The sequence below is a fragment of the Nocardia cyriacigeorgica genome (assembly GCF_005863245.1).
GTDB classification, from domain to species: Bacteria; Actinomycetota; Actinomycetes; order Mycobacteriales; family Mycobacteriaceae; genus Nocardia; species Nocardia cyriacigeorgica_C.
The window spans coordinates 188968-214567 of sequence record NZ_VBUT01000007.1 but is presented as its reverse complement, the minus strand read 5'-3'; the positions used below and the strand labels follow the sequence as shown (position 1 = coordinate 214567).

General features: G+C 67.7%; 26 protein-coding genes. 12 read left to right on the top strand and 14 right to left on the bottom strand.

Annotated features, from left to right (window positions below):
- The first annotated feature begins 7 nt into the window (after window positions 1-7).
- From FEK34_RS19315 to FEK34_RS19300, 4 genes are all read left to right on the top strand, one after another.
- A complete protein-coding gene (locus FEK34_RS19315; protein WP_138449501.1) occupies window positions 8-1093 on the top strand; it encodes an S-(hydroxymethyl)mycothiol dehydrogenase in 1086 nt (361 codons plus the stop codon).
- Window positions 1090-1701: an MBL fold metallo-hydrolase gene (locus tag FEK34_RS19310; protein WP_138449497.1), complete on the top strand. Its 612-nt coding sequence runs from the start codon at window positions 1090-1092 to the stop codon at window positions 1699-1701. The genes FEK34_RS19315 and FEK34_RS19310 overlap by 4 nt, the downstream gene beginning before the upstream one ends.
- A 118-nt stretch (window positions 1702-1819) precedes the next feature.
- Window positions 1820-2467, top strand: a complete 648-nt coding sequence (locus tag FEK34_RS19305) for a type IV toxin-antitoxin system AbiEi family antitoxin domain-containing protein (RefSeq protein WP_138449493.1) — start codon at window positions 1820-1822, stop codon at window positions 2465-2467.
- Window positions 2464-3237 carry a nucleotidyl transferase AbiEii/AbiGii toxin family protein gene (locus tag FEK34_RS19300; RefSeq protein WP_138449489.1) on the top strand — a complete coding sequence of 258 codons (774 nt, stop codon included), beginning with the start codon at window positions 2464-2466 and terminating at the stop codon, window positions 3235-3237. The genes FEK34_RS19305 and FEK34_RS19300 overlap by 4 nt, the downstream gene beginning before the upstream one ends.
- 13 nt (window positions 3238-3250) lie before the next feature.
- On the opposite strand, the gene FEK34_RS19295 is transcribed toward FEK34_RS19300, so the two are convergent.
- The 8 genes from FEK34_RS19295 to FEK34_RS19260 form a co-directional block, all read right to left on the bottom strand.
- Window positions 3251-5461, bottom strand: coding sequence for a molybdopterin oxidoreductase family protein (locus tag FEK34_RS19295; protein ID WP_138449486.1), 2211 nt, complete (start codon window positions 5459-5461; stop codon window positions 3251-3253).
- Window positions 5462-5562: 101 nt separating this feature from the next.
- Window positions 5563-6039 carry a nitroreductase family deazaflavin-dependent oxidoreductase gene (locus FEK34_RS19290; RefSeq protein WP_138449484.1) on the bottom strand — a complete coding sequence of 159 codons (477 nt, stop codon included), beginning with the start codon at window positions 6037-6039 and terminating at the stop codon, window positions 5563-5565.
- A gap of 37 nt (window positions 6040-6076) precedes the next feature.
- Window positions 6077-6655, bottom strand: coding sequence for a TetR/AcrR family transcriptional regulator (locus tag FEK34_RS19285; protein ID WP_130917605.1), 579 nt, complete (start codon window positions 6653-6655; stop codon window positions 6077-6079).
- A gap of 19 nt (window positions 6656-6674) precedes the next feature.
- Window positions 6675-8147: an FAD-dependent oxidoreductase gene (locus tag FEK34_RS19280; protein ID WP_138449482.1), complete on the bottom strand. Its 1473-nt coding sequence runs from the start codon at window positions 8145-8147 to the stop codon at window positions 6675-6677.
- Window positions 8148-8411: 264 nt separating this feature from the next.
- Entirely contained in the window at window positions 8412-8846 is a 435-nt protein-coding gene (locus tag FEK34_RS19275; RefSeq protein WP_138449480.1) for a carboxymuconolactone decarboxylase family protein, read from the bottom strand.
- A gap of 67 nt (window positions 8847-8913) precedes the next feature.
- Window positions 8914-9801: an NAD(P)-dependent oxidoreductase gene (locus tag FEK34_RS19270; RefSeq protein WP_138449478.1), complete on the bottom strand. Its 888-nt coding sequence runs from the start codon at window positions 9799-9801 to the stop codon at window positions 8914-8916.
- Entirely contained in the window at window positions 9798-10550 is a 753-nt protein-coding gene (locus FEK34_RS19265; RefSeq protein ID WP_138449476.1) for an SDR family oxidoreductase, read from the bottom strand. Before FEK34_RS19265 ends, FEK34_RS19270 begins: the two co-directional genes overlap by 4 nt.
- 32 nt (window positions 10551-10582) lie before the next feature.
- Entirely contained in the window at window positions 10583-12061 is a 1479-nt protein-coding gene (locus tag FEK34_RS19260) for an aldehyde dehydrogenase (RefSeq protein ID WP_138449474.1), read from the bottom strand.
- 301 nt (window positions 12062-12362) lie between these two features.
- On the opposite strand from FEK34_RS19260, the gene FEK34_RS19255 reads away from it, so the two are divergent.
- From FEK34_RS19255 to FEK34_RS19225, 7 genes are read left to right on the top strand one after another with little or no spacing between them, the layout of a single operon-like run.
- The gene (locus FEK34_RS19255; protein ID WP_138449472.1) at window positions 12363-13568 is read left to right on the top strand and encodes a cytochrome P450; all 1206 of its coding nucleotides are present in this window, start codon (window positions 12363-12365) and stop codon (window positions 13566-13568) included.
- A 46-nt stretch (window positions 13569-13614) separates the two neighbouring features.
- Window positions 13615-14424: an SDR family oxidoreductase gene (locus tag FEK34_RS19250; RefSeq protein ID WP_138449470.1), complete on the top strand. Its 810-nt coding sequence runs from the start codon at window positions 13615-13617 to the stop codon at window positions 14422-14424.
- On the top strand, window positions 14421-14669 hold the full coding sequence (locus FEK34_RS19245) for a ferredoxin (protein ID WP_138449468.1): 249 nt from the start codon (window positions 14421-14423) through the stop codon (window positions 14667-14669). Before FEK34_RS19250 ends, FEK34_RS19245 begins: the two co-directional genes overlap by 4 nt.
- Window positions 14669-15220: a nuclear transport factor 2 family protein gene (locus tag FEK34_RS19240; protein WP_138449467.1), complete on the top strand. Its 552-nt coding sequence runs from the start codon at window positions 14669-14671 to the stop codon at window positions 15218-15220. The genes FEK34_RS19245 and FEK34_RS19240 overlap by 1 nt, the downstream gene beginning before the upstream one ends.
- Before the next feature lie 4 nt (window positions 15221-15224).
- Complete coding sequence (locus FEK34_RS19235) at window positions 15225-16475, top strand: hypothetical protein (protein WP_138449465.1); 1251 nt, start codon at window positions 15225-15227, stop codon at window positions 16473-16475.
- Between the two features lie 22 nt (window positions 16476-16497).
- The gene (locus FEK34_RS19230; RefSeq protein ID WP_138449463.1) at window positions 16498-17721 is read left to right on the top strand and encodes a cytochrome P450; all 1224 of its coding nucleotides are present in this window, start codon (window positions 16498-16500) and stop codon (window positions 17719-17721) included.
- The gene (locus tag FEK34_RS19225) at window positions 17718-18203 is read left to right on the top strand and encodes a glutathione peroxidase (RefSeq protein WP_138449461.1); all 486 of its coding nucleotides are present in this window, start codon (window positions 17718-17720) and stop codon (window positions 18201-18203) included. The genes FEK34_RS19230 and FEK34_RS19225 overlap by 4 nt, the downstream gene beginning before the upstream one ends.
- Before the next feature lie 81 nt (window positions 18204-18284).
- On the opposite strand, the gene FEK34_RS19220 is transcribed toward FEK34_RS19225, so the two are convergent.
- Window positions 18285-19637 (bottom strand): cytochrome P450, encoded by a 1353-nt coding sequence (locus FEK34_RS19220; protein ID WP_138449459.1) that lies wholly within the window; start codon window positions 19635-19637, stop codon window positions 18285-18287.
- Between the two features lie 240 nt (window positions 19638-19877).
- On the opposite strand from FEK34_RS19220, the gene FEK34_RS19215 reads away from it, so the two are divergent.
- Window positions 19878-21011, top strand: coding sequence for an MCE family protein (locus tag FEK34_RS19215; protein WP_138449879.1), 1134 nt, complete (start codon window positions 19878-19880; stop codon window positions 21009-21011).
- A gap of 131 nt (window positions 21012-21142) precedes the next feature.
- Here the strand turns inward: FEK34_RS19215 and FEK34_RS19210 are convergent, their stop codons facing one another.
- From FEK34_RS19210 to FEK34_RS19190, 5 genes are all read right to left on the bottom strand, one after another.
- Entirely contained in the window at window positions 21143-22072 is a 930-nt protein-coding gene (locus FEK34_RS19210) for a hydroxymethylglutaryl-CoA lyase (protein ID WP_138449457.1), read from the bottom strand.
- The gene (locus FEK34_RS19205; protein ID WP_138445802.1) at window positions 22063-22242 is read right to left on the bottom strand and encodes a hypothetical protein; all 180 of its coding nucleotides are present in this window, start codon (window positions 22240-22242) and stop codon (window positions 22063-22065) included. The genes FEK34_RS19210 and FEK34_RS19205 overlap by 10 nt, the downstream gene beginning before the upstream one ends.
- Window positions 22239-23471 (bottom strand): CaiB/BaiF CoA transferase family protein, encoded by a 1233-nt coding sequence (locus FEK34_RS19200; RefSeq protein ID WP_138449455.1) that lies wholly within the window; start codon window positions 23469-23471, stop codon window positions 22239-22241. Before FEK34_RS19200 ends, FEK34_RS19205 begins: the two co-directional genes overlap by 4 nt.
- Window positions 23472-23697: 226 nt before the next feature.
- Window positions 23698-24633, bottom strand: a complete 936-nt coding sequence (locus FEK34_RS19195) for a TauD/TfdA dioxygenase family protein (RefSeq protein ID WP_138449453.1) — start codon at window positions 24631-24633, stop codon at window positions 23698-23700.
- 104 nt (window positions 24634-24737) lie between these two features.
- Window positions 24738-25508, bottom strand: a complete 771-nt coding sequence (locus FEK34_RS19190) for a deoxyribonuclease IV (RefSeq protein ID WP_138449451.1) — start codon at window positions 25506-25508, stop codon at window positions 24738-24740.
- Window positions 25509-25600 lie beyond the last annotated feature (92 nt).

Genomic DNA, 25600 nt, shown 5'->3' with positions numbered 1-25600 from the left:
AGAGATCGTGCCGCAGAACGTCCGAGGTGTCATCGCCCGTCGATCGGGTGCTCCGGTGGAACTCGTCACGATCGTGATCCCGGATCCCGGGCCCAACGATGTGGTGGTGCGGGTGCAGGCCTGCGGGGTGTGCCACACCGATCTGACCTACCGCGAGGGCGGCATCAACGACGAGTTCCCGTTCCTGCTCGGACATGAGGCGGCCGGGATCGTGGAGACGGTGGGGGAGGCCGTCACGCATGTCGAGGTGGGCGATTTCGTGGTGCTGAACTGGCGCGCGGTCTGCGGGCAGTGCCGGGCGTGTAAACGCGGGCGGCCCTGGTACTGCTTCGACACCTTCAATGCCAGCACGCCGATGACGCTCGAGGACGGCACCGCACTCACCCCGGCCCTCGGGATCGGGGCGTTCGCGGACAAGACGCTGGTGCACGAGGGCCAGTGCACGAAGGTCGACCCCGATACCGATCCGGCGGTCGCCGGCTTGCTCGGTTGTGGCGTGATGGCGGGGCTCGGCGCGGCGATGAACACCGGCAATGTGGGCCGCGGTGATTCGGTGGCCGTCATCGGCTGCGGCGGCGTCGGTGACGCGGCGATCGCGGGCGCCCGGCTGGCGGGCGCGACGACGATCATCGCCGTCGACCGCGACCCGAGCAAGCTCGACGCGGCCCGTGGACTGGGCGCCACCCACACCATCGATGCCTCCAGCGCCGACGTGGTCGCCGAAATCCAGGAACTCACCGGCGGTTTCGGCACCGACGTGGTGATCGACGCGGTCGGCCGCCCGGAGACCTGGAAGCAGGCGTTCTACGCCCGCGACCTGGCGGGCACCGTCGTCCTCGTCGGTGTGCCGACTCCCGACATGACCCTCGAGATGCCGCTGATCGATTTCTTCAGCCGCGGTGGTGCGCTCAAATCCTCCTGGTACGGCGACTGCCTGCCCGAACGCGATTTCCCCACGCTGATCGAGTTGTACCGGCAGGGCCGGTTACCGCTGGAGAAGTTCGTCACCGAACGAATCGGGCTCGACGCCGTCGAAGAGGCGTTCCACACCATGCACGGCGGCAAGGTGCTGCGTTCGGTGGTCATGCTGTGACCCGGGTCGAGCGCATCGTCACCTCCGGCCAGTTCTGCCTGGACGGCGGCTGCTGGGATGTGGACAACAACATCTGGCTGGTCGGCGACGACAGCGAGGTGCTGATCATCGACGCCGCCCACGACGCCCGCCCGATCCTGGACGCGGTGGCGGGCAGGCGCGTCACCGCGATCGTGTGCACGCACGCCCACAACGACCACGTCACCGTCGCCCCGCAGCTGTCGGCCGCCACCGGCGCACCGATCTACCTGCATCCCGACGACGATGTGCTGTGGCAGCAGACCCATCCGGGCCTGGAATACACCGCGCTCGGCGACGGTCAGCGGATCCCGGTGGGCACCGCGCACCTCGAGGTGCTGCACACCCCGGGCCATTCCCCGGGTTCCTGCTGCCTCTACCTGCCCGATCTCGGCGAATTGTTCAGCGGCGACACCCTTTTCGAGGGTGGACCGGGTGCCACCGGCCGCTCGTATTCGGACTACCCGACCATCTTGGCCTCGATCAACGACCGGTTGTTCGCGCTGCCGGGACCGACGGTGGTGCATACCGGGCACGGGCCCGACACCACGCTGGGCGCCGAGCGTGCGAATGTTCCCAGCTCGGCCTGAATCGTAGGGCGATCGGCGTGCTCAGACGAGAGCCGTACGGTCCACGGCGCGACTTGCGTGGAGAGTATGCATTTCGTAGGGTTACAGCCTACGTAACGCATACTCCGAGGAGGTGGGTATGGCTTCACGACAGGGTTCTCCGCTGCCGCCGGATCTGGGACGGGCACCACTTCGGACCGTCCGGCCCCAGGACGCCACGGAAACATATGCCTATCCCCGTCCCGAGTTCGCGCGGCTCGCCGAGCGTGGTGTTCTGCACCGGGTGGCGCGTGGTTACTACGTGGTGGTCCCGCAGGAGCATGTCGGCCGTCCTTGGATACCAGGCTTGGAGGCCGTGTCGGCAGGTATCGCCTCGACTATCTACGGACCGGATCGGGTCGTCCTGATGGGGGTCAGTGCCGCCCGTGTGTTCGGGGCGATACCCCGCGGACTGGCTACCGGGCTAATCGCAGTTCCCAGCCAACATCGGCCGATAGCGCTCACCGACCGCCCCGCCGTGGTTCGGTTCGTCCGACGAGATACCGATGCACTCGACGCAGAGCGCATCGAGACTCCTCTCGGATCCGCATTGACGACCACGCGCGAGCAGACTGTGCTGGATCTCGCTCGACGCCCGCAGCTCGGCAATGCAGGAGCAGATGTGCCCACCGCCGTCGCTGCTCTCTACCAGAGCAGCGATCTCGTGCGACTTGCGCAACTCGCCGCCGAGCAGAACTCGACGGCCGCGCTTCGGCGCGCCGAAGACTGGGCTGGGATGCGGTCGTGAATATCGACGAACGAGATACTGTCGCAGCTGTCTTCGGTGTGTCGCCAGAGCAAGTCGAACGGGACCATCTCATCTCCCATATCCTCGCGGTGATCAGTGACCGATTTGGCGACCGCCTCCATTTCATCGGTGGAACGGCACTCGCACGCACCCACCTCCCGCAAGGGAGGCTCAGCGAAGACATCGATCTTGTTGCGGTCGGAAACAGGACTGCGCTCGCGCGGGAACTCGACGCCACGCTGCCGCGCGCTGTCGCTCGACAGTACGGTCGGCTCGAGTGGGCGCCATCACTCAGTGATGTCCCCGATACCATCGCCGCCAACCTTCGCTCTGCAAGTGGACTGAATGTCAAGGTCCAGCTGCTGTCGTCGCATGATCGCATCCTGTGGCCGACTGAACGCCGCAGTCTCGAACAGCGCTATCAGGACGTTGCGGCTGCCACCCTGCTTGTGCCGACGCTGCCTGCTTTTGCGGCAGGGAAGACCGCGACTTGGCACAACCGTCGCGCACCACGCGATCTGTGGGACTTGTGGGCACTTTCGCGCATCGGAGCGATCGATGACGCGGCGGGGAATCTCTATCGGCGCTATGGGCCGACCAACAGGTTGCCCGGTTCACACCTATTCGAACGGCCACCCGACGTTCACGAATGGAATTCGCAGCTGGCTGGCCAAACTCGGCTTACGGTGACGGCCGAGACCGCATTGAAGACGGTTCGTCAGGCATGGGCACACATCAGCGGAGGCGGTGGTGAGAACCAGCAGGCGTAGCGCTTCCCCGGACTTACGTGGGTGTTGCGATGGCCTCTGATTCGCCGGTCGGGCGAGCCGCTTCGGTCGATACCGGACTCACCCGCACCCAGGTGTTGTTCACCGCCGCCGTGCCCGAGAGCGGGTCGGTCAGCGAGGGGTCGTGTAGCAGGTTGACGTTGACGCCCGGCTGGGCGGCGGCCACGCTCCAGCCGACGCCGGGCGCGCCGTGGCCCCAGCCGTGCGGGATGGCGACGACGCCGCGGCGGATGTCGTCGCTGATCTCGACCGGCAGGGTGATCGCGCCGATGGGGGAGGCAACCGTCGCCGAATCACCTTCGGTGAGACCGCGTTCGGTGGCGTCGTCGGGGTGCATGAGCACGGTGCAGCGGTCGCGGCCCTTCATCATCGCGGGGATGTTGTGCAGCCAGGAGTTGTTGCTGCGCAGGTGGCGGCGGCCGATGAGTTTGAGGTCGAAGCCTTCGCCGGGTGCGGTGAGTGCCTGACCGGCTGCGGCGTCGTCCAGGATGGAGGTGATGGCGCGCAGGAAATCCGGCGGCGCGAGTTGCACCCTGTGGTCGCGGGTGCCGATGAGTTCGGGCAGCCGCGGCCGCAATGGGCCCAGGTCGAGGCCGCCGGGGGCCTCCCGGATCCGCTTGATGGTCAACCCTTTACGGCCCTTGCGCAGGACACCGTACGGGCCTGTCGCGACGGCGCCGGCGATCATGCGTTGCGGACTCAATTGCGCGAACACCGCGTTGACGGCCCGCCCGGTGAGCCGGCGGACGGGCAGCGGCACCACCTCGGTGATCAGCCGCGCCAGGATCTGCCAATCCTCCATGGCGCCGGCGGGCGGGTCGAACACCTTGGCGTCGTAGCGGGCGTTGTTGCGCACGCTGAACACTGGGAACAGGATGTTGAGTTCCTCGCGTTCCAGCGGCGACACTGGCGGCAGGATGATGTCGGCGTGGCGGGTGGTCTCGGTGATGTACATGTCCACGGCGACATAGAAATCCAGCGACGACAGCGCGGCTTCCAGTCGCCCGCCCTGCGGTGTGGACAGCACCGGGTTCCCGGCGTAGGTGATCATCGCCTTGATCTGCCCCGGTCCCTCGGTCAGGATCTCGTCGGCCAGCACACCGACGGGTAGTTCGCTGCGGAAGGATTTGTGCGCGCCGGAGCGGTCGGTCCACGCTCCGTGGCCCATCGGCAGGTATTTCGCGTAGCGCGCGGCGTCGACCGGTGGGCTGCCGAACATCTGGCCGCCTGCCCGGTCGAGATTGCCGGTGACGGCGTTGATCGTGTTGACCAGCCAGTGCGTCAGCGTGCCGGTGACCTGCTGGCACACCCCGATCCTGGCGTAGAGCACCGCCGATGGCGCGGCCGCGTGGTCGCGGGCCAGGCGCCGGATGGTGTCGGCGTCGACGCCGGCGTGCGGCGCCATGGATTCCGGGGTGGTCTCGGCGACCAAGCGGCGCAACCGTTCCCAGCCCGCGCACTGTTCGCGTACCGCGCGTTCGTCGCACAGGCCCTCGGTGACCAGGACGTGCAGCATGCCGAGCAGCAGATACACATCGCCGCCCGGTGCCACGGCGACGTGTTCGTCGGCCAGCCGCGCGGTTTCGGTGCGCCGCGGGTCGATGACGACGACGCTGCCGCCGCGGGCGCGCACATCGCGGATGCGCTGTTTCGCACCCGGCATGGTGGTGATGGATCCGTTCGAGACCGCAGGGTTGGCGCCGAGGATCACCAGCCGGTCGGTGCGGTCGATGTCGGCGACCGGCATCAGCACATTGGAGCCGAACATCCGCCAGGCGGTGAATTCCTGCGGGAACTGGTCGATCGAGGAGGCGGAGAAGAAGTTCCTCGTCATCAGGGCCGCGCGCAGCAGGCCGCCGTAGAGCACCGAGGTGCTGTGCGCGGCAGGGTTGCCCATGTACATGCCGACGGCGCTCGGGCCGTGGGCGGAGCGGATCGCGCGTAGTCGCCGGCCGATCTCGTCGAATGCCTCGTCCCAGCCGATCGGTTCGAAGCGTTCGCCGACGCGTCGCATCGGCGTGCGCAGCCGGTCCGGGTCGTGGTGTAGCCCGCCCATCGCGGTGGCCTTCGGGCAGATGTAACCCTTCGACAGCACATCCTCGCGATTGCCTTCGATGCGGGTGACCCGCTCGTCTTCGACCGTGACCAGAATTCCGCAGTGCGCCTCACACAGCGTGCATTGCCGCGCGACCGTTCTCGTGCTCATCGATGAACCCGCCCCTTCTGTCGACGTCGTAGTCCACGCTATCGGGTGAACGGGCCGGATAGATCCGACTACGGTCGGATTTCTCGCCCAGGGCAGCCGGATTACCGGGGTTCGAGCACGACCACCGGAATCTTTCGGTCGGTCCAGGACTGGTAGCTGTCGAAATCGGCGTACAGGTCGACCAGCATCGGCCACAAACGGGCACGTTCGGCGTCGTCGGCGACGTGCGCGCGCACCAGCCGGCGTTCGGTGCCGATCTGCACCGCGGCGTCGGGGTCGGCGACCAGATTGTGGTACCACTGCGGGTTGTTCGGCAGCCCGCCCTGCGAGGCGACGACCACCAGATTCGCGCCGTCTTCGAGGTACACCAGCGGTGTGGTGAACAGCTTGCCGGACTTGCGTCCTCGATGTTCGAGCAGCAGATTGGGCGCGGGTTTGCGGAAGGCCGCCCCGACTCGCCAGGTCCCGCCGATCCGGCCGCCGCTGCGCTTGTACACCCACACATGCGCGCGCGACATGAGCTTGATGATCTTCGGTACCAGCGGCGAATCGAGTCTGGGTGGGCGTTGTGTCGGCACGGCGATTTCCGTTCGGGTGAGGTCGGTCCGGTGAGGTTCAGCCGAGGATGAGCAACGCGGATTTCTCGATGCGGTCGGCGATTTCAGAATACGAGCCGTATCCCATGCCCGCACGCACCAGCGCGCCCGCGTAGAGCAGTTCCAGCGATTCGACGACATCGTCGTCGGCGTCGGGACCGAGCGCGCGCACGATCCGTTTGCGGATCTCGCCGCCGATCCGGCCGCGCAGATGCGCCACATCCGGGTCGCGGCCGAGTAGCGCGCTGGTCACCGCGCCCGACACCTGCTGCTCATCGGCGACGAGCATGGCGATATTGCGCAGTTCGGCGACCACCCGGACCTTGGGGTCGGGGTCGTCGCTGACCGGCGACGGTGAGGCCGCCAGCCGCCGCCAGAAGATCTCGGCGACCAGATGTTCCTTGGAGGAGAAGTAGGTGTAGGCGGTGGCCGTGCCGACCCCGGCCGCCGCGGCGACCATCCGGATGGTCATCCCCGCGAATCCTTCGCGCGCGAGTACCTCCACCGCCGCCTTGGTCAGCTTGTCGACGGTGTCGGCCTGCTTCTCGGTGAGGCGACGCCGGGTCGCCTCGAGGATGATGGAATCGCCTTCGGACATGTGTCTGGATACTACATTCTCAGTTCTTGGCCGCGGCGATGCCCGCGCGGCGTCCGTAGAAGCTGCCGTCGCCGAGCGAGGCCCCGCTGACGTAGCCGCCGGCGCAGATCCCGGAGGTGCAGCGCCCGGCCGCGTACAGTCCGGCGATGGGTGTGCCGTCGACGTGCAGCACCCGGCTGTCCAGATCGGTGCGCAGCCCGCCGAGGGTGAATCCCGCGGTGAACCCACGCATATCGAAGCCTGCCACCGGGCCCTCGATCGGCATCAGCCATTCCGGCTTCTTACCGAGCAGCGGATCGGCGCCTTCGGCGGCGTGCCGGTTGTACACCTCGACCGTCGAGGTGAGCGCACCCGCGGGCAGTCCCATGTCGGCTTCGAGTTCGGCCACCGTTTCCGCGGCCCAGGTGGGTGGCTGACGGAAGAACGGCGTGGAAGTCTCGGTGGTCAGGGCCTTTTCGTAGGCGGCCTCGCCGATGATCAGATAGGCCTGATTGTCCTGCTGGATCAGGGTGGCCTGGCCGATCCGGCCGGGATAGGTGTCCTCGGCGATATAGCGCTGACCGCGCCCGTTGACGAGGATGCCGCGCGCGAGCAGCTGCGGATCACCGAAGAACGCGACCTCGGTGGCGTCCATATGGGCCAGCTCGGCGCCGAGGGCCTGGGCCACCCGGATGCCGATGCCGTCGTGTTCCTCGATGGCGGCGGCGGGCCGCCCGATCAACCGCGGTGCGTACCCCTCGATCATCTGCTGCTGGTAGGCGAAACTACCGGTGGCAAGCACCACACCGCGGTCGGCGCGGATGGCGACCTGCTTGCCGTAGCGTTTGGCGATCACGCCGACCACCCGCTCGCCGTCGACCACCAGACGCTGGATCCGGATGTCGTATTCGACGCCGACGCCGAGCTTTTCGGCGGTCTCGGCCAGCGGCTTCATGAGCATGTAGCCGCCGCCCTTCTCCCCGGTGCGTTTATCGGCCATCTGTGGAACGTGACCGCGCGGAGCGGGTTCGGCGATGGTGTTGAACGGCGCCGCGTTCTCGCCGCCGGTGTACATCAGACCCTCGTCGTGCGGCGGCTCCCAGCCGGGTTCGGCCCAGAACGCCTCACGGAACGGCACCCCGTTGGCCACCAGCCACTCGTAGTGTTCGACGCTGCCCTCGCAGTAGTCGACGATCTTGTCCCGATCCGCGCCCGGTCCGAGCGCGGCGAGCAGGAATTTCGCCATGTTCTCCGGGGTGTCGTCGAAGCCGAGCGCCCGCTGCAACGGGGTGCCGCCGCCGAGGTAGATGAATCCGCCGGCCAGCGCGGCCGCACCGCCCCAGCCGCCGGTGCGTTCCAGGATCAGCACACTCGCGCCTGCGCGCGCGGCCTCGATGGCGGCGCAGACCCCGGCGATGCCGTACCCGGCGACGACGACGTCGGCCGTGTGATCCCAGCTCGCCACCTCCGTCACCGGCAGCGGGCGAACGGTGGTCGGTGTCGATTCAGCCATGCTGTGTACTCCTCACAAATCTGTGTCCGCGCGGGCCGCACGGGTGCGCACCGAGTGCCCGGCTCGCCCCGGCCGCACCTGCCGCCGTGGGTGATGTCGGCGCCGAGTCGACGCCCGGTGCCGCGGCGTGGATGCGTCGACGTCTATGGCCTGGACCCCACGATCGTGGTCGTGAGCGTGCCGATTCGAGCCATCGTGTGCCCCGCGCCGCCGAGTGTCCAGGTGTTGTCCCACTGTGTGGCGCGATCTCGCGGCCCGGCTGTCTCATGGCTTCGGCGGTTCGGCGGACGACTCCTGCTGCTTCTGCTTCTCCCGCGCCGCCTTCTTCTGCTGCCCGACGATCGTGGTGATCGAGATGTCGAGCTTGCTGCCGGTCGGCCAGCCGATGTAGTGGCACAGGAACAGCGCGATCTCGTGCAGTTCCTCCTCGGTGAGTTCACCGTTGCGCAGGGCCGCGCCGATCTGGATGGCCGCGGTGTCCATCAGTCCCTGCGCGGTGAGCGCGCCGAGCAGCACCAGCCTGCGGTCGCGGATGCTCAGGCCCGGCCGGGACCAGACATTGGCGAACAGGTGGTCGGCGGTCATCGCGAAATGGTCGCTGGGATAGTCCTGGAACGGGGTGCCGTACACCTCCTCCATCTTCGCCAGGCCGCGTTCACGCACGGTGGGTTCGGTGCCGTTGGCGGTGGGCTCGCTCATGCGCGCATCTCCATGGTCGTGGGAGCCGGAGCGTGCGATGGCGCCGGCGCGTGGGTTGATGTCGAGGTCATCGGCTCTCCGTCTCGGTCGGCCGGCCGGGCGCCTGCGGGACACCGAGACCGGGCCCGAGGTGCTCGCGAGCCAGGGCGGCCAGCGGTAGGTCGATGCCGAGCCGCTTGCCCAGATCCAGCGCCAAGGCCAGATCCTTGTCGCCGAGGTCGCGCACGTGGGCCATGATCGGCAGCCAGAAATCGCCCTCGGCGATCGGTCCGGTGCGCTCGCGGAGCATGATGGCACCGGGCCCGCCGGTCACCGCGTCGGAATGGCGGACCACCTTGCCCAGGGTGGTGATGTCCAGACCCGCTCCCTCGGCCAGCCGCTGCGCCTCGGTGGCCGCGGTGAAGGCGACGAAATGAACCAGGTTGCGGGCCAGCTTCATTCGAGTTCCGGCACCCACCGGCCCGGCGTGCACGACGAGGTCGCCGAAACAGCCGAACGGTTCGCGCACCCGGGCGAAGGCCGTCTCGCTGCCGCCGACCATCACCGCCAGCGCACCCCGGTTGGCGCCGACCGCCCCACCGCTGACGGGCGCGTCGACCAGTTCCACCCCGTGCTCGGCGCATCGGGCGGCCAGTTCGACCGCCGTGGAATCGCTGATCGTGGAGTGCACCGCGACGACGGTGCCGGGCGCCGCGGTCTCCAGCAGCTCACCCACGACCTGACGGACCTGCGCGTCATCGACCACGACCACCGAGATCACCGCGCATTTGGCGGCGAGTTCGGCGGCCGAGGACGCGGACTCGGCGCCGGCGTCGGTGAACGGCGCCACCGCCTCGGCCCGCGTATCGCAGACGGTGAGCCCGCCCGGCCATTCCAGCAGCCGCTTCGCCATCGGGGCGCCCATGTTCCCCAGGCCGATGAAGCCGATCCTGGCGCCGTCCGCAGACGTGCTCACGACCGGAACACCTGCCCGCCATCGACATTGAAGATCTGCCCGGTGACCCAGCTCGCCTCGTCCGACAGCAGATACAGGCAGGCGCCGACCAGATCCTCCGGGGTGCCCATCCGCTTGAGCGGCAGCCGCTTGATCATGTCCTCGACGATGACACCCGGCGTCACCGTTTTGGTGGCTTCGGTATCAATAGGTCCGGGTGCGATGGCATTGATCCGGATCTTCGAACCGCCGAGCTCGAAGGCCAGCTGCTGGGTCAGGCCGTTGATACCCACCTTGGCCAGCCCGTAGAACCCCGAGTACACCCAGGCCGCGGTGGAGGACTGGTTGACGATCGACCCGCCCCCGCGGGCGGCCATGTGCTGCCAGACCGCACGCGTCATGATCAGCGCGCCGTTGAGGTTGACGTTCATGAACCGCTGGTAGTAGTCCCACGGCACGGTGAGCAGCAGGTCCAGCTTCATATCGCCGTAGATGGCGGCATTGTTGACCAGGTGGTCGATGCCGCCGAACTCCTTGACCGTGAAATCGGCCAGCGCCGTGGCGGATTCGGGGTCGGAGACGTCGACCTCGGCGAAGACGGCCGAGCCGCCGTCGGCCACGATCTTCTCCGCGACCGCCGTGCCGAGTTCGGTATTGCGGTCGGCGACCACGACATTGGCGCCCTCGGCGGCCAAGGCTTGGGCGTACGCGGCGCCGATGCCGCGCGCGGCTCCGGTGACGATGGCCGACTTTCCGGTGAAACGGACCATGATGTGAGCTCCTGATGAAGTGATGGGGGCGGTCAGCTGGGTTCGGCGGTGGCGACGAGCTTGGTTTCCAGGTATTCCTCGAACCCGGCCACGCCCATTTCGCGTCCGATGCCGGACTGCTTGTAGCCGCCGAACGGTGCGTCGGCGGAGTACCAGATGCCGCCGTTGACGCCGAGGGTTCCGGTGCGCACGCCGTCGGTGACGCGGCGGATGCGCTCCGGATCGGTGCCCCACACCGCGCCGGACAGGCCGTAGGGGGAGTCGTTGGCCAGGCGGATGGCGTCGTCGTCGCCGTCGTAGGGAATCACCACGAGCACCGGGCCGAAGATCTCCTCGGTGGCGATGGTGGAGTCGGGGGCGACGTCGGCGATGAGCGTCGGTTCGATGAAGTAGCCGCGGTCGCGTCCGGCCGGGCGTCCACCGCCGGTCACGATGCGCCCGCCCTCGTCGCGGGCGATCGCCAGATAGCGTTCCACCCGGTCGCGCTGGCGGGCCGAGATGAGCGGCCCGCAGACCGTGCCCGGGGCCGACGGATCGCCCGGGACGATACCGCCCATGGTGGTCGCGGCGATCTGCACGGCCTGGTCGTAGGCGGCGCGGGGGACCAGCAGCCGGGTGGTCAGCGCGCAGCCCTGCCCGGCGTGCACACACACCGAGAACGCGGTGACGCCGACGGCCGCGCCGATATCGGCGTCGTCGAGCACGATGGCCGCCGATTTGCCGCCGAGCTCGAGGAAGGTCTTCTTGATGGTGGCCGCGGCCGCCGTCATCACCGCGCGGCCGGTGGCGGTGGAGCCGGTGAAGCTCACCATGTCCACGCGCGGGTCGGAGCTCAGCTGTGCGCCCAGACTGTGATCACCGGAGGTCACGATGTTCACCACGCCCGCCGGGATATCGGTGTGCTCGGCGATGATCCGGCCGACCGCCGCCGCGCACCACGGGGTGTCCGGCGCGGGTTTGAGCACGACGGTATTGCCTGCCGCGAGCGCCGGGCCGAGCTTGGCGAAATTGATCTGGTGAGGGAAGTTCCACGGGGTGATGGCGCCGACCACGCCGGTCGCCTCCCGTCGCAGCACCCGGCGGGTGCTGATGCCCATCGGCGCGGCGACGCCGAGATCGGTTTCCCAGCTGTAGGTCTCGGCCAGTTTCGCGGCGAAATCCAGGTCGGCGATCGGGCCTTCCAGCTGCGGTCCGCGGGTGAACATGATGGGCGCGCCCGCCTCGGCGACGGTGATCTCGCGCAGCTGCTCGACATTGTCCTGGAGCGCGGTGCGCAGCTGAGTGAGGCAGTGCGCGCGGAAGGCGTGGTCGCGGGACCAGTCGGTGGTGTCGAAGGCCGTGCGGGCGGCGGCGATGGCGGCGTCCATATCGGCGGCGTCGGCATCGGCGGCGTGCCCGAGTTCCTCCTCGGTGGCCGGGTTCACGGTGCTGAAGACGCCGGCGCCGCCCTTGTCGATCAGCTTTCCGCCGATCAGCAGGGGAGCACCGTCTGCGGACAGCAGACTGTTCATAGTCGACTCCGTACGTGTCTGGACAGGTGTACGGAATATAGTCCGGACTCTTTCGATTAGGCAAGAACCTGTTCTAGGAAATGGTCGTGTTCCTGCGGCTGTCCGTAGCGAACGGAGGAAACATCTTTTGTTCATTGGATACGGCGCCCGAATGGCAATCATGCTGGCTAAACCGCCGGAATCGTTGTCGGCGGGCCGGGACGCTGGTACCGTCCAGACACATGTCCAGCTATGTGTCTCTACCGGACGGCGACGACCCGATCTCAGGTGAGAACTGGTTATCGAATGCGAGGTGGACGCGATGAAAGCCGCGTCGGTGGAACCACTGATCTTCGATCCCTACGACTACGCCTTCCACGAGGATCCCTACCCCGTCTACCGGCGGCTGCGCACCGAGGCGCCGCTCTACTACAACCCCGACCTGGATTTCTGGGCGCTGTCCCGGCACGCCGACGTCTTCGCCGGCTTCCGCGACGCCACCCGGCTCTCCAGCGCCAACGGGGTGTCGCTGGATCCCGCCGCATGGGGGCCGCACGCCCATCACGTGATGTCGTTTCTGGCCATGGACGATCCGCGGCATATGCGGATGCGCCGACTGGTGTTCAAGGGGTTCACGCCCAAACGGGTCGCCGAGATGACCGACCGCATCCGCGAGCTGACCCTCGAACACCTGGAACCTGGCTTCGCGGGTGAGAAGCTCGACTGGATCGAGGATTTCGCGGGCAAACTGCCGATGGACGTCATCTCCGAGATGCTCGGGGTGCCCGCCGCCGATCGCGCCGAGATCCGCAGGCTCGCCGACCTGGTGGTGCACCGCGAGGACGGCGTGCTCGATGTGCCGATGGGCGCCATCGAGGCCTCGGTCGCGCTGATCGGCTACTACACCGAGATGGTCGCCCAGCGCCGCAAGCAGCCGCTCGATGATCTCACCTCCGCGCTGCTGGAGGCCGAGATCGACGGCGACCGGCTCACCGATCAGGAAATCATCGGCTTCATGTTCCTGATGGTGGTCGCGGGCAACGAAACCACCACCAAGCTGCTCGGCAACGCCCTGTACTGGGGCGCGCACAATCCGGGGGAGTACGCCAAGGTCGCCGCCGATCCGGGGCTGGTCACCGACTGGGTCGAGGAGACCCTGCGCTACGACACCTCCAGTCAGATCGTGGCGCGCACCGCCACCGTCGACATCGCGCTGCACGGCGGCGTCATCCCGGCGGGAGCGAAAGTGCTGCTCGCGATCGGCTCGGCCAACCGGGATTCCGAGGTGTTCGAAGACGCCGACAGCTACCGCATCGAACGCAACGACAAGGGGTCGCTGGTGAGTTTCGGTGCGGGCGTGCACTTCTGCCTCGGCGCGCATCTGGCGCGCTTGGAGGCCACCGTCGCGCTCGAGGAGTTCGCCGCCCGCACCCGCACCTATGAGGTGCACGAGGCGGAGGTCGAGCGGGTGCATTCGACCAATGTGCGCGGGTTCGCCCGGCTCCCGATCACGGTGCGGCCCCGATGACATCACCCACCAGACCCCACCAGCCCCTGAGACAGGAGGTGCGCTGATGCCGCGCTTCGAACCCCACCCCGCCCGCAGGCCCGCCCTGATCGCGGGCGCGTCCTCCGGCATCGGCGCCGCCACGGCCGTCGCGCTGGCCGAACTCGGGCACCCGGTCACCCTCGGCGCCCGCCGCGTCGAACTGTGCGAAGAGCTGGCCGGAAAGATCCGCGCCGACGGCGGTGAGGCGATCGCGCACCGGCTCGACGTCACCGATACGGCCTCGGTGGACGCCTTCGTCGCCGCCGGCGAACAGGCGCACGGACCGGCCGAGATCCTGGTCTCCGGTGCGGGCGATATCGACTTCTCGCTGATCGAGGAGATGGATCCGGAGCGTTTCGCCCAGCAGGTGCAGATTCATCTGATCGGTGCCCATCGCCTGGTGCATCGGGTGCTGCCGGGAATGGTGGATCGTCAGCGCGGCGATCTGGTGCTGATCACCTCCGACTGCGCGCCCGCGCCGCGACCGCGCACCGGCGCCTACAGCGCGGCCAAGGCCGGGTTGGAGAACATGGTGACCCAGTTGCGGATGGAGTTGGAGGGCAGCGGCGTCCGCGCCTCCATGGTGCGGCCGGGGCCCACGCTCACCGGCATGGGTATGAACTCCACCCCCGAGGTGGTCGGGCCGCTGCTCGAGGACTGGAAGGACTGGGGTTTCGCCCGGTACCCGTACATGCTGCGGGCCTCGGACCTGGCCGCCGCGGTGGTCGCGGTGGTGAGCACGCCGCGCGGATCGCATCTGGTGTCGGTGGAGGTGCAGCCCGAGGCGCCGCTGCGGGAACGCCGCACCTCCCGGCGGGAGCAGGAGGGGTCGTGAGGATTCGGGTCGATCTGGATCTGTGCCAGGGGCACGCGGTCTGCCAGGACGAGGCCCCCGGCGTCTTCACAGTGCCCAAACGCGGGCAGGTCGTCATCGAGAACGAGAACCCCGATGACGCCGCCCGCCCGGACATCGAACGGGCAGTGCGGTACTGCCCGACCCAGGCGTTGTCGATCGTCGACGACGCCGGCACCGATCCCGCGCCCAGCGGGACCGGCGAATCCCAGGAAGGTAGACGGTGATGGCAGGTTTCGATCGCGCGGAACTCGACGAGATGGTGCAGCGCTGGGTGGAGGCGAACCGCAGCTGCGAGGACAAGGGCGACTGGGCGCCGCTGGCGGAGATGTACACCGAGGACGCCACCTACGGCTGGAACTACGGGCCGACCCAGGAATTCATGGCCGTCGGCCGCGACGAGATCCGGGATCTGGCGCTGGTGCAGGAAATGCAGGGGCTGGAAGGGTGGACGTATCCGTATCAGGAATTCGTCATCGATGAGCGTTCCGGGAATGTGATCGGGTTGTGGAAGCAGCTCGCCGACGCCACCCGCGAAGACGGCAGCCACTACAGCCCGCAAGGCATCGGTGGCAGCTGGTTCCGCTACGGCGGCAACTTCCAATGGTCGTGGCAGCGCGACTTCTTCGACTTCGGCAATGTGTCGGCGCTGTTCATGGAGATGATCCAGAAGAACGCGCTGACCGAAGGCATGCAGAAGCGGATCCAGCGTTCGGTATCGGGTAAGCCGCTGCCCGGCTGGTACCGCATCGGTGAATCCCCGGTCCCGCTGTGGTGAACCCATGTCCGAACCAGTGAGCAATTACGCGGACCTGTCGCGGGACACGCTCGCGACGCTGTTGCCCGAACTGCTGTTGAGCGGGCATCTGATCGATCGCTCCGGCATGGCGCACACCATCGGCGCTTTCGGCCGCGAAGGCATGACCGAGGTGGCCATCACCGAATGGCAGCTGGCCAGCCCGGTCTACACCCGTCGCATGCAGCGGGCCCTTGGTTTCACCGGCGACACCGTGGAGACCATTTTCAAAGGGCTCCAGTTCGATATCGGCGCACCGCCGCAATTCATGGATTTCCGGTACCGGCTGCACGACGAGCGGCACGGCGAATTCTGGCTCGACCATTGCGGCGCGCTGGCCGACGTCGAGCCGCTCGGCACCGATTTCGTGATCGCCATGTGCCATGACATCGAAGATCCCACCTTCGACGCCACGGCCCTGGCGACCAATCCGCACGCCCAGGTCCGGCCGGTGCATCGCCCGCCACGCGAGCCCGCCGACCGGACACCGGTGTGCGCGTGGACGGTCACCATCGATGCGGCCCATATCCCGCCACCGGTTCCGGAGGGCGCGGAGCTGGTCGCGGGGTCGGCGGCGGCGCACACCCGGTTGACGGCCATCGACCCCGGCGAGGAGGGGCGAGGCGACTATGCGGGTCCGCTGCTCAGCGATATCCGTTTCGCTGATTTCTCCCGTTCGGCGCTGATCCGGCTGGCCGATGAGGTGTGCCTGCAACACCATCTGCTCACCCTCGCCTTCGCGATCGCGGTGCGCCGGCGCACGGAGGAGGAATCCGCGCTCGACATCCTGCGCAAACAGTTCGCCGGTATCGCCGGCCTGACCTCGGAACGGCTGCGCAAGGCGCTCGGTCTCGGCACAGATCTTCCCGCGCTGGTCGAGGTGCTGCGCCATCATCCGGCGTTCAATCCGTTGCCCTATACCGGCATTCGGGTGGACGCCGACGACGCCACCGTGCTGCTGCGTTTCCCGAAACACAGCGATGCCGTCGCCGACGGCGCGTGGCCCGCCCTGATCGATGCCGAGCACACCAAGGCTCTCGATGCCATGGTGCGCGGGGTGAATCCATGCTTCCACGTCAGCGAGACCGCCGTGTCCGACGACGCATGGACGGCCAGGATCGCGCTGGCCGACGAACCGGCCCGGGAAGCCATCGAGGTCGCGATCGCCAAGGTCAGTACCGGTGCCGGCTTCGCCTTCGCCGATCGCGGCATCCCGCTGCCACTCACGGTCGTGTGAGCGATTCCAGAAAGGACACCCCATGACAACGACCTTGCCCCCGGGATTCGATTTCACCGACCCCGCCCTCTGGGCCGAACGCAGCCCCGTCGAGGAATTCGCGCTGCTGCGCCGGACCGCGCCGGTCTGGTGGAACGCCCAATCCGATGAGAGCTCCGGCGGTTTCCGCGACGGCGGTTTCTGGGTGGTCAGCAAGCTGGCCGATATCAAGGAGATCTCGCGGCACCCGGAGCTGTACTCCTCGCAGGACAAGGGCGCGATCATCCGGTTGCCGGGCGATATCACGCCCGAGCAGATGGAGGTGACCGGCGCGCTGCTGGTCAATATGGACCCGCCGAAGCACTCCAAGATCCGCCGGATCATTTCCAAAGGGTTCACCCCGCGCGCCGTGGAAGGGCTGCGTGCGGCGCTGACCGAACGGGCCGCCAAGATCGTGCACGAGGCCAAGAAGACCGGTGGCGGGGACTTCGTCACCCAGGTGGCGTGCGAGCTGCCGTTGCAGGCCATCGCCGAACTGCTCGGCGTACCGCAGGAGGATCGGCGCAAACTGTTCGACTGGTCGAACCAGATGCTCAACTACGACGATCCCGAATACGGCGATTCCACGATGGCCTCGGCCGAAATCCTCGGCTACGCCTGGAATATGGCCGAGCAGCGCCGGGCCGATCCGGTCGACGATATCGTCACCCAGCTGGTCAACGCCGATCTCGACGGGGAAGGGCTCGGCTCCGACGAATTCGGATTCTTCGTCATCCTGCTCGCTGTCGCCGGCAACGAAACCACCCGCAATGCGATCACCCACGGCATGAAGGCGTTCGTGGATCATCCCGAACAGTGGGAGCTCTACAAGGAGCAGCGCCCACGCACCGCGCCGGATGAGATCGTGCGCTGGGCCACCCCGGTGACGGCCTTCCAGCGCACCGCCACCGAGGACCTCACCCTCGGCGGTCAGCACATCGCCAAGGGTCAGCGTCTCGGCCTGTTCTACAGTTCGGCCAATTTCGACGAAGAGGGCTTCACCGACCCGTTCACCTTCGACATCCTGCGCGACCCGAATCCGCATGTCGGGTTCGGCGGCACCGGCGCGCACTATTGCGTCGGCGCCAACCTGGCCAAGCTGGAAATCGACCTGATGTTCAACGCCATCGCCGACGCGATGCCCGAGATCACCCCGGTGGCCGATCCGGTACGGTTGCGCTCGGGGTGGATCAACGGAATCAAGAATTGGCAGGTGCGATACGAGTGAACGTTCGAGACATTCCGGTGCGCACGCTGTCCGGTGAGCCGTCCACGCTCGCCGGACTCGTCGGTGACCGGGCCGTGCTGCTGGTGAACGTGGCCTCCAAATGCGGTTTGACCCCGCAGTATTCGGGCCTGGTCGAACTCCAGAAGAGCTACGGCGACCGCGGATTCAGCGTGGTCGGCGTGCCGTGCAATCAGTTCATGGGCCAGGAGCCGGGCACCGCGGAGGAAATCCAGCAGTTCTGCTCGATGACCTACGGCGTGGATTTCCCGCTGCTGGAGAAGACCGAGGTCAACGGTGAGGGCAGGCATCCGCTCTACCAGAGCCTGGTCGAGACGGCCGACGCCGAAGGTGCGGCCGGCGATATCCAGTGGAACTTCGAGAAGTTCCTGATCGCCCGCGACGGCACGGTGGCAGGCCGGTTCCGTCCGCGCACCACTCCCGACGACGCCGCGCTGGTGGCGGCGGTCGAAGCGCTGCTCTGACCTGCCATCCGCACTGACGCATTTCGCTGCTCCGAGGCAGCAACGAGAATGGGGCCCGCTCTACTGAGCGGGCCCCATCGTTCATTTCCGTCGTCTGCGGTAGCGCACCGTGCACGGCTTCGCCAACTGCACCACCATCTTGCTGTGGTCGTTGCGGTACTGCTCCGAGGGCAACGCCATCTCGAATTCCCAATCCCGCAGCAGAATCGAGAAGATCGCCTTCAACTGCATCAAGGCGAACGGGGCGCCGACACAGCGGTGACGGCCCGCGCCGAACGGAATCCAGGTCCACCGGTTGATGATGTCTTCCTGGTTCGGATCGATATAGCGGCCGGGATCGAAGGTGTCCGGGTCCGGGAAATCCTCGGCGATCCGATTCGAGATCGCCGGGCTCGCCGCGACCATATCGCCGGGCTCGATCCGGCTACCGCACACATCGAATTCATCGCGCGCCACCCGCATCAGGATGATCAGCGGCGGATGCAGCCGCAGCGTCTCCTTCAGCACTGCTTCCAGCTGCGGAATCTGGCGTAGCGCACCGAAACTGATGTCCGAGCCGTCGCTGTAGAGCTCATCGAGCTCGGCCACCACCTTCTGCAACTGCTCGGGGTGCCGCAGCAATTCGATGACGCTCCACGCCGCGGTACCCGAGGTTGTGTGATGCCCGGCGAACATCATCGAGATGAAGATGCCGGTGATCTCGCTGGCGCTGAATCGCGGTTTCCCGTCCTCGCCCGGAACCGAGACCAGCACGTCGAGCATGTCGCGATCGCTGGCGTCGGCGGGCGGATTCGCCGCACGGGTGTCCATGATCTCCTGCACCAACGCCACCAGTTCCCGGCGCGCGGCATCGCGGCGGCGGAAACTCTCGATCGGAGCGTAGGGATCCACATAGGCCAGCGCGTCGGTGCCGCGTTCGAGATCGTGATACAGCTGCGCGAACCGGCCGTCGAGCTGATTGCGGAACTTCACCCCGATCAGGCAGGCCGAGGAGGTGTAGATGGTCAATTCGGCAAAGAAGTCGAGTAGGTCGATTTCTCCCGAATCACCCCAGTTCGCCACCATCCGATCCACTTCGGCGGCGATGGTCGCGGCGTGCCCGCGCATCTGATCGCCGCGCAGGGCCTGGTTGTGCAGCATTTCCTTGCGGCGCTCGGGGCTGGCGTCGAAGACAACGCCCTCACCGAAGATCGGTTTCATGAACGGATAGGCCGCCCCCTGATCCAGATCCTCATCGCCCGCGCGGAAGAAGAACTCGTTGGCCTCGGCCCCGGTCAGCAGGATGACCCGTTTGCCGGCGAGTTCGAACGCGCCGACATCGCCGCATTCCTCCCGGACACGGCGCATCAGCGCGATCGGGTCGACCCGGAACTCGTCGAGATGGCCATATTCGGAGTCGCCGCCGGAAACTCGTTGCGGCTGCACCAGAGTCATCGAAAACCTCCCGGTGATCACTGTCCAGACATATGATGGACACGTGTCTGGACAGTACTACGACACAACTGGAGCGGGCAAGCGATCGACAATCGCGCCCGATCCGCAAGACGGCAGTGCCGTACCGGTTCGTCGGTAAGCGGGTGAGCGGTGGAATCGAGACAACACACCGGGACCGAACGTTTCGTGCTGCTACGTGTCACGTGGCAGCTACTGCGATGGAAAATCGCCGCGGCCGGAATGGTTTTCGGCCTCGTCGGGGTGCTGGTACTCACCTGGTCGATGTATGCCGGTGGCTTCGCGACGACGGCGAGCGTCATCGTCGAGGCGCCGCGCAGCGGACTGGTGCTCGACCCGGACGCCAAGGTGCGCTTCCGTGGGGCGCAGATCGGCCGGGTCGCGGGCATCGAACACGCGGGGGACCGGGTGCGGTTGCGGCTCGAAGTGGATCCGGATCTGCTGGGGCTGGTGCCGGCCGACGCGAGCGTCGATATCCGCTCCACCACGGTATTCGGCGCGAAGTACGTCAACTTCGTGGCGTCCGCGCGCCCGTCATCGGCGCCGCTGCGTCCGGGGGCGGTGGTGCGCGCCCAGGACGTGACCGTGGAATTCAATACCGTCTTCCAGCAGTTGACCGACGTGCTCGGCAAGATCGATCCCGCCAAGCTCAACGCCACCCTCACCGCCATCGGCACCGCGCTGCACGGACGCGGTGCGACCATCGGCGAGCTGCTCGCCGACGCCGACCGCTACCTGCGCGAGATCAACCCGCACCTGCCCGCGCTGCGCCGCGATATGGCGAGCGCGGCCCAGGTCACCGAGACCTACGCCGATACCGCGCCCGACCTACTGCGCACCCTCGGCAATGCCACCGCCACCAGCGGCACCGTCAGTACGCACACCGCCGAGATGGACACCCTGCTGCTCGATCTCATCGGCCTCGCCGACACCACCGGCGCGGTGCTGGCCGAGAGTGAACAGCCGCTGGCCACCGGGCTCGAATTGCTGCTGCCCACGGCCGAATTGCTGCACGAATACCGGCCGGTGCTCAATTGCGTGATCGTCGGCCTGGTGCGGGCGCTGCCACTTGCCGAGGCGATGATCGGCGGCGTGAAGCCGGGCGCGATCTTCAACGCCAGCTTCATGTACGGCGGGGAAGCCTACAAGTTCCCGGAGGATCTGCCGAAGGTCAACGCGACGGGCGGGCCGCGATGTGACGGCGTCCTGGACCGGGTGCCAGGCTCGCACGCACCGTACGTGGTGACCGATACCGCCGAATCCGACCCGTACGCACCGACGACAACCCTGCGCCTGAACGGACCATCGGTATTCCAGGTGCTGTTCGCCGGGCTACCAGGCGTCGCACCTCGCTGAGGACCGACCCGAGTGCGGTCTCCGCGGCAGCCGGACCGCCGCGGCAAGCGGCCTCCGTCTGACGGCAGTCGGCGAGGGCCGGTGTCGGTGCGATCGGGCGAGTCGCTGAGCGGCCGCGAGTCGCCGCCCGGTCAGGGCTCCCGGATCACCCAGTCGAACGCCCGTGCCTCCGAACGCGCGCCCTGCGTGGTGCGCGAGCGGTTCGGTTCGCCCAGTTCGCCGAGGATTTCCTCGGTGAGCCCGGCCAACTGGGCCAGCACGGCAGGGGTGAACCAGTCCGGGCGCGTGGCGAAGAGCAGGTCCTCGGTGGCGGTATTGCCGCTGGCGCCCGGCGCGAACGGGCAGCCGCCGAGCCCACCCAGTGAGCCGTCGACCATGGTGGCGCCCGCACCGATCGCGGCCAGCGAGTTCGCCACGCCCATACCCCAGGTGTCGTGACCGTGGAAGACGATGCGCCGCTGCGGAGTTCGCTCGCGCACCGCGCTCACCAAGGCGGCGACCTCCGCCGGATAGGCCTGCCCGAGGGTGTCGGCGAGCACGATGTCATCGGCGCCCTCGGTGCGCGGATCGGCCGCGATGGCCAGCACCCGCCGCGGATCGACCGGGCCGTCGAACGGACAGGTGAACGCGGTGGCCAGGCACAGCTGAATGGACCCGCCCGCCTCCCGGGCGATCCGCACGGCGTCGGGCATGGCGGCCACGCTGGCTTCGGTATCGCGACCGATATTGGCGCGGTTGTGCGCATCCGACACCGAGAAGCAGTACTGGAAATTACGCACGCCCGCCGCGGCGGCCTTCTCCACATGACGCGGCGTCGCCACCCACAGCCAGCAGCGCTCGAGTTCCTCCGGCGTGAGCGCCGCGACCAGTTCCATGCTGTTGGCCATCGGCGGCACCAGATCCGGGCGCGCCAGCGAACCGATCTCCAGCGCGGGCACACCGAGCGCCAGCAGCCGGCGCACGATCTCGACCTTGTGCTCGACCGGCAACGGCTTACCCGTCAATTGCAGGCCGTCGCGCAGGGTGACATCGCGCAGCAGCGGCGCGGCGCTCACAGCCATCGCGGGGCCCGCTTGTCCTGAGCCTGCGGCGGCACACACATCACCCCGCCGCACGGCTTCTCGTTCATGCCCGCCGGGTTCGGGTGCACGGTCGGGCGGCGGTGTTCGGGGGCCTTCAGCTCCCAGCTGCCGCGCGCCGGTGGGCGGCGCGGGGTACGGCGGCGCCTCACGAGGCCGCCTCCTGCTCCCGCGCGCCGGTGAGGGCGTCGACCTCGGGCTCGCTCATGCCGAGCAGCTCGGTCAACACCTGCCTGGTGTGTTCGCCGAGATCCGGGCCCACCGACCGGATCGGCAGCGACCGGTCACCGATCACCGGGACGATGCCGGTGAAGCCCACCTGTTTGGGTTCGGGTTCGCCGACGTCGACCGGGAAGTGCTGGATCATATTGCGCGCCGCGTACTGCTCGTCGGCGACGATATCGGCCGCGGTGTAGATCGGCCCACACGGGATCGCGGCCTCTTCCAGGATGCGCAGCGCCTCCTCGCGGGTATGGCGGATCGTCCATTCGCCGATGGCGGCGTCGAGGCGGTCGCGATGGCGCCAGCGGCCCGCGTTGTCCTGGAGTTCCGGGTCGGCGGCGAGGTCGGGGCGTTCGATCACCTTCATGTAGCGCTGGAAGATGGCGTCGCCGTTACCGCCGATGATGATGCTGGTGCCGTCCGAACACGGATAGGCATTGCTCGGTGCGATGCCCTCCATCCGACCGCCCACCCGCTCGCGGTTGATGCCGTAGGCCAGATAGTCCGGAACCAGCGACTCCATCACCGACAGAATGGCCTCGTTGAGCGCCACATCGATGACCCGCTGCTCCAGCGGCACCGCCGTGCTGCTGCGCTCACGCTGGAACAACGCCATCACGGTGCCGAACGCGGCGTAGATACCGGCGATGGAGTCGCCGATCGACACACCCACCCGCACCGGCGGACGATCCGGGTCGCCGACCAGCTCCCGCAGCCCGCCCACGGCCTCGGCCACCGCGGCGAAACCCGGACGGCCGGCCAGCGGGCCGGTCTGGCCGTACGCGGAGATGCGGGTGATCACCAGATTTGGGTTGGCCTGCTCGAGAATCTCGGGCCCGAGGCCCCATTTCTCCAGCATGCCGGGCCGGAAATTCTCCAGCAGCACATCGCAGTGGCGCACCAGATCGAGCACCACCGACCGCCCGGCCTCGGTGCGCAGATCCAGCGTGATCGACTTCTTGTTGCGGTTGATGGTGCGATAGAGCATCGAGGTGTCGCCGCCGTATAGCCGCCAATTGCGCAGCTCGTCGCCGGTCCCGGGGCGTTCGACCTTGATCACCTCGGCGCCGAAATCGCCGAGGATACGTCCGGCGGTCGGTGCGGCCACATAATTGCCGAGTTCCAGGACGCGCACACCGTCCAGGGGCCTGATGCTCATGGCCAACAGTGTGAACCATGGGCGCGCCCGCCCGGCGTTCGCCTCCGCCGGGCGGGTCGTGTCCGGTAGGTCAGGCGGTATCTGATCGCACCTGCCCTGGGGTCCTGCGTGGTGATGCTGCGCTGCCGCCTCCGGACCCTGACCGGTCAGGCAGCTGTGTTCGATGGCGCCTGCCCGGGGGGTCCTGCGTGGTGATGCTGCGCTGCCGCCTCCGGACCCTGACCGGTCAGGCAGCGGCGGGCCGGGGTACGTCGATGATCGAGTAGTGCTCGGCATCACCGGTGCGGACGGTGCTGAGGGCCCCGTCGACGCCGACCGGGATATCGCCGGCCAGGGTGATCCGGGTGAGCTTGCGCGGCTGATCGTCGTAGTCGTCGACGGCGTAGTGCTGGGTGGCGCGGTTGTCCCAGATCGCGACGTCACCGTCGGACCAGTTCCAGCGCACGGTGTGCTCGAGCTTGGTGACCCGATCCTGGAACAACCGGAACAACGCCTGTGATTCGGTCGCCGAGAGCCCCACGAAATTCTTGACGAAATGGCCGAGCAGCAGCGCCCGCTCGCCGGTCTCCGGATGCACCCGCACCACCGGATGCTCGGTCTCGTACAGCGTCGACTCGAACTCGGCCCGGTACTCGCGCTGGGGATCGGTGGGTTCGGTGCCGGTGCGGGTGGCGTAGTCGTAGGCGTTGGTGTGCACCGCGCGCAGGTTCTCGGCCAGCAGTTTGAGCGGGTCGGGCAGCGACTCGTAGGCGGCGACGGTCGAGGCCCAGGTGGTGGAGCCGCCGTAGCTCGGCAGCCGGACCGCGCGAAGGATCGACGCCTTCGGAATCCGGTCGACGAAGGTGACGTCGGTGTGCCAGCTGTTGGCGCGGCCGCGTTCGGAATCGATGGCAAGCGATTTGACGCCCGCCGAGGTGACGGTTGGGTGCGGGGTGGTCGGGCTGCCGAGCAGCTGGGCGAACGCGTACTGGCCGTCCTCGTCGAGGTGCTGCTGGCCGCGGAAGAAGATCACCTTGTGTTCCAGCAATGCGCGGTGGATCGTGGCGACGGTCGCGGCGTCCAGATCAGCGCCGAGCCGGACACCGTCGATCCGGGCACCGATGCGGGAACCGAGCTTGACCACCGAGACGGTGGCGGCGGATGTGGCGTTGTCGACGGTCATGAGGCACCTTCGCGGGAGAGCGGATGTTGATACCGCGAGCACACCACCGCACCGCCCGCATCGACAGGTTTACGGTCGGCCTGATCCCAACGCCGCCGAGATTCTCAGCCGACGTGTTCGCGCAGATACGCCATATCGTCGGCGACGCCCTCGGCCGGGGTCTCCAGGATCACCGGCGCGTCGGCGGTGCGGCAGACCTCGGCCAGCAGCTGCGGGTCGATGGTGCCGTCGGCGAAATTGGCGTGCCGGTCGGCGCCGGAATTGAACTCGTCGCGCGAGGAATTCAGGTGCACCAGATCGATCCGGCCGGTGATCGCGCGGATCCGCTCCACCACGCCGACCAGGTCTTCCCCACCCGCCCAGGCGTGGCAGGTATCGAGGCAGAAGCCGGCACCGAACCCACCGACCGCGTCCCACAGCCGGGCGATGGAGTCGAAATGCCGTGCCATGGCGTGGTTTCCACCCGCGGTGTTCTCGATCAGGATGGGCACCGCGAAACCGCCCTTGTCCTGCTGGCGTTCGAACAGCTTGCGCCAGTTGACGATCCCCGCCTCGATCTCATCGTCGGAGCGGACGTGCCCGCCGTGCACCACCAGGCCGAACGCGCCGATATCGGCCGCGGCCTTCGCCTGCTGGGCGACGGCGTTGCGCGAGGGCATGCGCAGCCGGTTGTTCAGGCTCGCCACATTGATCTGATAGGACGAATGCACCACCACATCGATGGGGCTGGCCAGGATCTGCTCGGCCCGCGGATGCGGCTGTGGTTTATCCCAGCTCTGCGGATCGACGACGAACAACTGGATGAGATCGGCGCCGAGTTTCTCACCCCAGCCGATCGGATCGCTGTCGAGCCGGACATGTGCTCCAATGCGCATGCAGTCACCATATCGACCACCACCGACACCCTTCGCCGGTGTTGCGCCCTGGCGGGTCGAGGAGATACATCCGTAGGATTGGATTCGACCCG

Bases quoted from the DNA above. Each gene is read 5' to 3' on its own strand.
- FEK34_RS19305 (WP_138449493.1), top strand. From the start codon at position 1,820: ATGGCTTCACGACAGGGTTCTCCGCTGCCGCCGGATCTGGGACGGGCA.
- FEK34_RS19295 (WP_138449486.1), bottom strand. From the start codon at position 5,461: ATGAGCACGAGAACGGTCGCGCGGCAATGCACGCTGTGTGAGGCGCAC.
- FEK34_RS19285 (WP_130917605.1), bottom strand. From the start codon at position 6,655: ATGTCCGAAGGCGATTCCATCATCCTCGAGGCGACCCGGCGTCGCCTC.
- FEK34_RS19280 (WP_138449482.1), bottom strand. From the start codon at position 8,147: ATGGCTGAATCGACACCGACCACCGTTCGCCCGCTGCCGGTGACGGAG.
- FEK34_RS19275 (WP_138449480.1), bottom strand. From the start codon at position 8,846: ATGAGCGAGCCCACCGCCAACGGCACCGAACCCACCGTGCGTGAACGC.
- FEK34_RS19265 (WP_138449476.1), bottom strand. From the start codon at position 10,550: ATGGTCCGTTTCACCGGAAAGTCGGCCATCGTCACCGGAGCCGCGCGC.
- FEK34_RS19260 (WP_138449474.1), bottom strand. From the start codon at position 12,061: ATGAACAGTCTGCTGTCCGCAGACGGTGCTCCCCTGCTGATCGGCGGA.
- FEK34_RS19255 (WP_138449472.1), top strand. From the start codon at position 12,363: ATGAAAGCCGCGTCGGTGGAACCACTGATCTTCGATCCCTACGACTAC.
- FEK34_RS19250 (WP_138449470.1), top strand. From the start codon at position 13,615: ATGCCGCGCTTCGAACCCCACCCCGCCCGCAGGCCCGCCCTGATCGCG.
- FEK34_RS19240 (WP_138449467.1), top strand. From the start codon at position 14,669: ATGGCAGGTTTCGATCGCGCGGAACTCGACGAGATGGTGCAGCGCTGG.
- FEK34_RS19235 (WP_138449465.1), top strand. From the start codon at position 15,225: ATGTCCGAACCAGTGAGCAATTACGCGGACCTGTCGCGGGACACGCTC.
- FEK34_RS19230 (WP_138449463.1), top strand. From the start codon at position 16,498: ATGACAACGACCTTGCCCCCGGGATTCGATTTCACCGACCCCGCCCTC.
- FEK34_RS19220 (WP_138449459.1), bottom strand. From the start codon at position 19,637: ATGACTCTGGTGCAGCCGCAACGAGTTTCCGGCGGCGACTCCGAATAT.
- FEK34_RS19215 (WP_138449879.1), top strand. From the start codon at position 19,878: ATGGTTTTCGGCCTCGTCGGGGTGCTGGTACTCACCTGGTCGATGTAT.
- FEK34_RS19210 (WP_138449457.1), bottom strand. From the start codon at position 22,072: ATGGCTGTGAGCGCCGCGCCGCTGCTGCGCGATGTCACCCTGCGCGAC.
- FEK34_RS19200 (WP_138449455.1), bottom strand. From the start codon at position 23,471: ATGAGCATCAGGCCCCTGGACGGTGTGCGCGTCCTGGAACTCGGCAAT.
- FEK34_RS19195 (WP_138449453.1), bottom strand. From the start codon at position 24,633: ATGACCGTCGACAACGCCACATCCGCCGCCACCGTCTCGGTGGTCAAG.
- FEK34_RS19190 (WP_138449451.1), bottom strand. From the start codon at position 25,508: ATGCGCATTGGAGCACATGTCCGGCTCGACAGCGATCCGATCGGCTGG.